The organism is Halorubrum sp. C191 (assembly GCF_002727095.1).
Lineage (GTDB): Archaea > Halobacteriota > Halobacteria > Halobacteriales > Haloferacaceae > Halorubrum > Halorubrum ezzemoulense.
On record NZ_NHNZ01000057.1, the window covers coordinates 1 to 4,864 of the forward strand.

Below are 4,864 nucleotides of genomic sequence, written 5' to 3' on the forward strand. Positions count from 1 at the left end.
TTCCATTATTCATAGACCCCCCCACACCCCCTCCTATACCAAAACTCCATTCCGTAGACGAGTACTCTCTGGAAGAACCGAGAAATAGACAATTCTGTGAAATATCTGGTGAGGTACTTTTCCGTGCTGGTTACGCACAACTGCTCCTCCTGACTTTGTTGAGCGCGCTGCTCAGATTCAAGCATTCGTCGACGATACTGCTGTCTGTGACGCAGTACCGTCGCATTGAGGTGCTTGGGATCTCCCCAATTAGCCCAACCTCAAGAAACTGTTCGGAGTATTCGAAGTCTAAAACTTTCTTTTTAGACAACAAGACATAAGCCAGCCTACTCACATCAAACAGTAGAGATATCGATGGCAGGCTTCGTTTCGTGTCCGGTTTCTGGCTGTGGGTTCGAAGACACTCTGAGTCAGGTTATCCACCACGTGAGCAGTAAGACTGGTTCTGCTCACCCGTGGCCTGCTGTCGGGTACCAGCACTCCTACGAATTTTGTTCGGCGATGCGTGATAAAAACTCTAAACGGTTGATACTGATGACTCGACAGCACAACCAACAGAGCTGACTGACCTTGCTGGCGTCGGTCCCACACGTGCCACAGCACTCTCTGAGGCTGGCTATCACCGTGTAGACGAGATTGCTGAAGCGTCGCCACTTACACCCTGACACGCTCAACTGAGCTTGGAGAACGCACCTGCCGTTGTATCTGGACGGTGGCCAATGAAGCATGCGAGAGCGAGGGGACGCTACTTGCCAACCTCGCAGACGGGCTGGACGTGCCCCGTAGTGAGATCGCCAAATTCCCGATGGTGTCATAGAACAGCTCGTTGATTAACTCGTGGATCGCTCAGTACAGAGGATATCTCGATTGAGCAGAGCGTTCTTTCTATATCGAGGAGGCCTATAGGTATGAGCAATAGACAACCTGAAATTAGCCTATTTTGAGATAGCCTATTCGAAAGCATTATTCTTCGTCCAGACGGAGAGGACGTATGGAACACTTCGTGGATCGAGATGACGAACTCTCTCGGCTACGCGGATGCTACGAATCCGACGACGCAGAGATGGTCGTGGTTTTCGGTCGGCGACGTCTCGGGAAGACACAACTCGTCCAGCACTCGCTCTCCGACCGTGACGACGCAGTCGTCTATCAGGCCACGGAGACAACTTCCCAAATACAACTTGACGAGTTCGTCGATGTCGCCTCCGAATCGTTCCCGGGGATCACACAAATCAAACAGAACTGGGAACCGCTGCTCGGATATCTGGGAGATCAGGACGCAATCGTGGTTCTCGACGAGTTCCCCTATCTCATCGACGCCGACGAGAGCCTTCCCTCGGTCATTCAGCGACTGTGGGACCAGCGGCTCCAGAACACTTCGGGGACGCTCGTGCTGGTCGGATCATCGATCAGCATGATGGAGGAAGCGACGCTTCTCGGAAACAGTCCACTGTACGGACGATTCACGGAACGACTCGACCTTCGCCCCCTCGATTTCGCTGCCGCACAGGAGTTCGTTCCGGACGAGTATTCACCCGAAGAACGGATTTTCGCATGGGGGATCTTCGGTGGCGTTCCGTACTATCTCGATGGCGTCGATCTCGGACAGAACCTTGGAACAGTTCTCACCGAGGAAGTGCTCTCCCAGAAGGGATATCTCCATAACGAACCGGAGTACGTGCTCCGCACCGAACTCACGGACCCGAACCGATATTTTGCGATCCTTACCGCGATCGCTGCTGGAAAGACGATGTCGAACGAGATCGCTCAAGCGATAGGAATCGATGGGAAGCAGATATCGACGTACACACAGAAGTTAGAGCGTCTGCGTCTCATCGAGCGGGAGGTTCCGATCACTGAAGAGAAGGCGAAGTCACGCCGGGGGCGCTATCGAATCCTCGATCCCCTGTTCCGGTTCTGGTTCCGTTTCGTCTACGGCAAGGAAGATCGATACGAACGGCTCGGAGAGAATGCCTACGACGCGGTCATTGAGCCGGAACTTCCGGATTTTGTGAGTCACGAATTCGAGAGACTTTGTCAAGACGCACTCCCTGGCCTCTACCCCGACGAAACGTTCCTGGATCTCGGGCGATGGTGGTACAAGGAACACGAGGTTGACGTCGTTGGACTCACCACGGACGGGACGATAGTCGTGGGGGAATGTAAGTTCACGAACGCACCGCTTGACTACGGAGCTCTCGCCTCGCTTGAAGACCATGCTGCCGAGATACGTTGGACGCCGGACGGCGATGAGCGGGTCACTGAGTACGCCTTATTTACCCGGAATGGTGTGACACAGTCTGTTCAGGAAGCTGTGTCCGAACGCGATAACATACAACTGTTTGAGCTCGGAGGTATTACGAAACACGCGTAGGGGGCCATCAAACCCGAAGAACGAGAGGGGTTCGATAGCTGATGATCGGAATCGAGCGAGTCATAGAACTGTCTAGTCGATTCGATAAAAGCAACGTAAGAACGCCTAGAACGCTTGGTTACGTTCTAGAACTGTTCTTTGTGATTTGGTGGAAAATATCTTTTCTGTGCCACCCCACTCTACGACGATGTTGCTAGCGTGAGCCGTTGAAGTCGTACTCGGCATCCGCGGCCGGGACGTACGCATCGTTGCCGTCGCGATCTGGCACGTAACACGGGCTGTTGCTACTGGCATAGAATACGGGCGCTTCGACATCGCGGGTGGACTGCCGCATGAGGATGGGTGGCAGCGGCCTTCTGAACTCACGCACGGAGGGTTCTCGCCGTGTACGAAGCGTTCCCCGCGGCGGCCGGTGTTCAGTAAGCGGGGGCAGTGAGTCTGCAGAGAGATCCTCAAGCGTGAGGATCCGGACATCAAGCATCTGAGCAAGCGCCCACGCCCGGTTCGTGACACCCCACGCAACAACGAGGACAGGCATCGCCCGCGCGAGCAGCGCTCGGTGAGAGATGTCGGCGACTGCTTGCCGCTCGACGAGTCTCGTGTGCCAGTCTTTACACTCGGCGACGAGGTAATCAGCCGGGTCGTTCTGGAGCGTTTCTCTGCGGGCGACGACGTCCGTCTCGAGCCCGAACAGGTACTCGTTCCGCATTGTCCGGTATCCCCACCGCTCGAAGGCTTCGGCGGTCTCACGTTCAAGCCAGCGGCCGCTCGTCGGGTCGTGCTCGAGGCTATCGTCGATTGGCTTGTCGCGGTCGCCGAGCGCGTCGAGTTCATCAGAGAGCTCATCGAAGAAATCACTCATCAGTTGAAACCTCCGTGGCAGCGGCAGCGCGCACGGCCGTATGTTCAAGCGCTGTTGCGATCGCACGGGCTTCCGTTGGAGTGAGTTCGGCGAAGGTGACACCCCAGTTCCCGCCGACACTAAGCATGAGTTGTGATGGGTCGTCATCACAGAGCGCCACCTGAATCTTTGCCTCTTCCTGGGTTAGCGGACGGTCACGGATGACGTCAGTTTCAAGATCGATTGCTGGGCGGCTCATTGGGATGTACCGTCTGTCGGGAGCAGACTCGGTAGGTTGCGAGGCGACGCGGCCTTCGGCGGATGCGGTGTCGTCATGGCTGATTTTATGTTGTTGATTGCGAGCGAATTGTCTGGTTGGTGACCGTCGTCCTGGTAGTTGAACGGATTGTGGCTCACGTGGTCGACCCATACTATCGTCGGGGGTGCTGCCGGGTACTCGTCAGTCAAAATTGATTCTATGTCTTTGACGAGAGTCACAAGCCCCCGCGTTGAACCGGTATACATGGGTTCGTGCGTATCCACGGACCCCATGGCCAACTACTGGCGCAGATCGGCCAGCGTCTTTTTGCGCACAGCGCGTTGTTACCAACGGCCGACTGGGTCCGTGAGTATAGCGTGAGAGCTCTAATGTATTAAGTATTAGCCTATATGGGCTATTTATTGGCTCAAATGGGCTATTCAGGGAACACAACCAGCGTAACTAACAAAGGTCCCATTAGATGTAGCGAAAATGCGGCCTACTCCGGGGTGGATGACGATGACTGATCTAGTCATCTTGGAGTTTCTCAACGACTACGATCTAGAACTTGCCCCGAAGCCTCTTTATCGGAATTTAAATCGGCACGGCCACAGCATCGGGTACTCTACAGTACGGGGACGGTTGCCAGAATTAGCTGATAAAGGACTCTTAGTGAAGGACAACGACGGATATTACCAACTATCTGATCTCGGTCGAGAGTATCTCGGAGGCGAGGTCGACGCCGACGAGTTAGAAGATGCGTAACAGTCGATTTCGATAATTGTTCACTGGTCGTGGATTTTGTCGCCTCTACCCTCATCATCTGGTAGTTGTGCCTTGTCAACGTCGACGATGGTCGCCATTTCAGGCGGTACGATATCGAGTTTAGCAGCGCCGCGCTCGATCTTTAGGGGCGTCGTCCCCTCAGCATCGGCGAGCAGTTCGGTGAGCTCCTCGTCCGAGATCATGTCGGCGTCGGGGGTTTCACGGCTCATACCACGTCTTACCCGGTGTGAAGAATAAACGCAGGTGTCGGCCTCCGGTAGGTCAGTTCTCCCGCTCCCACCATTCATCGATTTCTTGCGCGCTGATGTCCACGGTTGCGGTGATCCCGCACGAACAGTGAATGCCGACGGTGCCGGGGTACATCGCGATCGGGCCCTTCTCTTCTCCACAGCCCGGGCAGTTGACGCGGAAGATATCGCCCATACACACCGATCCATGTGGCCCGGGAAAGCCGCTCTGCTCAGTCTTAACCAACGACTGGTGGTAGAACTGCCGGCTGTTGGTTAAGGCTGAACGCTCTTATGTAGAACTACGGAAAGCCCCCATAACAAGGCAGTCAATGGTGATATCGACGGATGCGCCTGTGAGATTCAGCGATCTAATG

General features: G+C 55.0%; 6 protein-coding genes. 2 read left to right on the top strand and 4 right to left on the bottom strand.

Annotation, left to right across the window (positions count from 1 at the left end):
- Window positions 1–560 precede the first annotated feature (560 nt).
- Entirely contained in the window at window positions 561–665 is a 105-nt protein-coding gene (locus tag Z052_RS21360) for a helix-hairpin-helix domain-containing protein (RefSeq protein WP_394338381.1), read from the top strand.
- Between the two features lie 326 nt (window positions 666–991).
- The gene (locus Z052_RS05255) at window positions 992–2,374 is read left to right on the top strand and encodes an ATP-binding protein (protein WP_099288883.1); all 1,383 of its coding nucleotides are present in this window, start codon (window positions 992–994) and stop codon (window positions 2,372–2,374) included.
- A 193-nt stretch (window positions 2,375–2,567) separates the two neighbouring features.
- Here Z052_RS05255 and Z052_RS05260 read toward each other — a convergent pair whose 3' ends face one another.
- The 4 genes from Z052_RS05260 to Z052_RS20145 form a co-directional block, all read right to left on the bottom strand.
- Window positions 2,568–3,236 carry a hypothetical protein gene (locus Z052_RS05260; protein ID WP_099288884.1) on the bottom strand — a complete coding sequence of 223 codons (669 nt, stop codon included), beginning with the start codon at window positions 3,234–3,236 and terminating at the stop codon, window positions 2,568–2,570.
- The gene (locus Z052_RS05265; protein ID WP_094583154.1) at window positions 3,229–3,474 is read right to left on the bottom strand and encodes a hypothetical protein; all 246 of its coding nucleotides are present in this window, start codon (window positions 3,472–3,474) and stop codon (window positions 3,229–3,231) included. Before Z052_RS05265 ends, Z052_RS05260 begins: the two co-directional genes overlap by 8 nt.
- A gap of 785 nt (window positions 3,475–4,259) precedes the next feature.
- On the bottom strand, window positions 4,260–4,469 hold the full coding sequence (locus tag Z052_RS05275) for a hypothetical protein (RefSeq protein WP_241897904.1): 210 nt from the start codon (window positions 4,467–4,469) through the stop codon (window positions 4,260–4,262).
- Between the two features lie 52 nt (window positions 4,470–4,521).
- Entirely contained in the window at window positions 4,522–4,683 is a 162-nt protein-coding gene (locus tag Z052_RS20145) for a hypothetical protein (protein ID WP_158228669.1), read from the bottom strand.
- Window positions 4,684–4,864: the final 181 nt, after the last annotated feature.

Excerpts from the sequence above, each read along its gene's own strand:
- Z052_RS05265 (WP_094583154.1), bottom strand. The coding sequence starts at position 3,474 with ATGAGCCGCCCAGCAATCGATCTTGAAACTGACGTCATCCGTGACCGT.
- Z052_RS05275 (WP_241897904.1), bottom strand. The coding sequence starts at position 4,469 with ATGAGCCGTGAAACCCCCGACGCCGACATGATCTCGGACGAGGAGCTC.
- Z052_RS20145 (WP_158228669.1), bottom strand. The coding sequence starts at position 4,683 with ATGGGCGATATCTTCCGCGTCAACTGCCCGGGCTGTGGAGAAGAGAAG.
- Z052_RS05260 (WP_099288884.1), bottom strand. The coding sequence starts at position 3,236 with ATGAGTGATTTCTTCGATGAGCTCTCTGATGAACTCGACGCGCTCGGC.
- Z052_RS05255 (WP_099288883.1), top strand. The coding sequence starts at position 992 with ATGGAACACTTCGTGGATCGAGATGACGAACTCTCTCGGCTACGCGGA.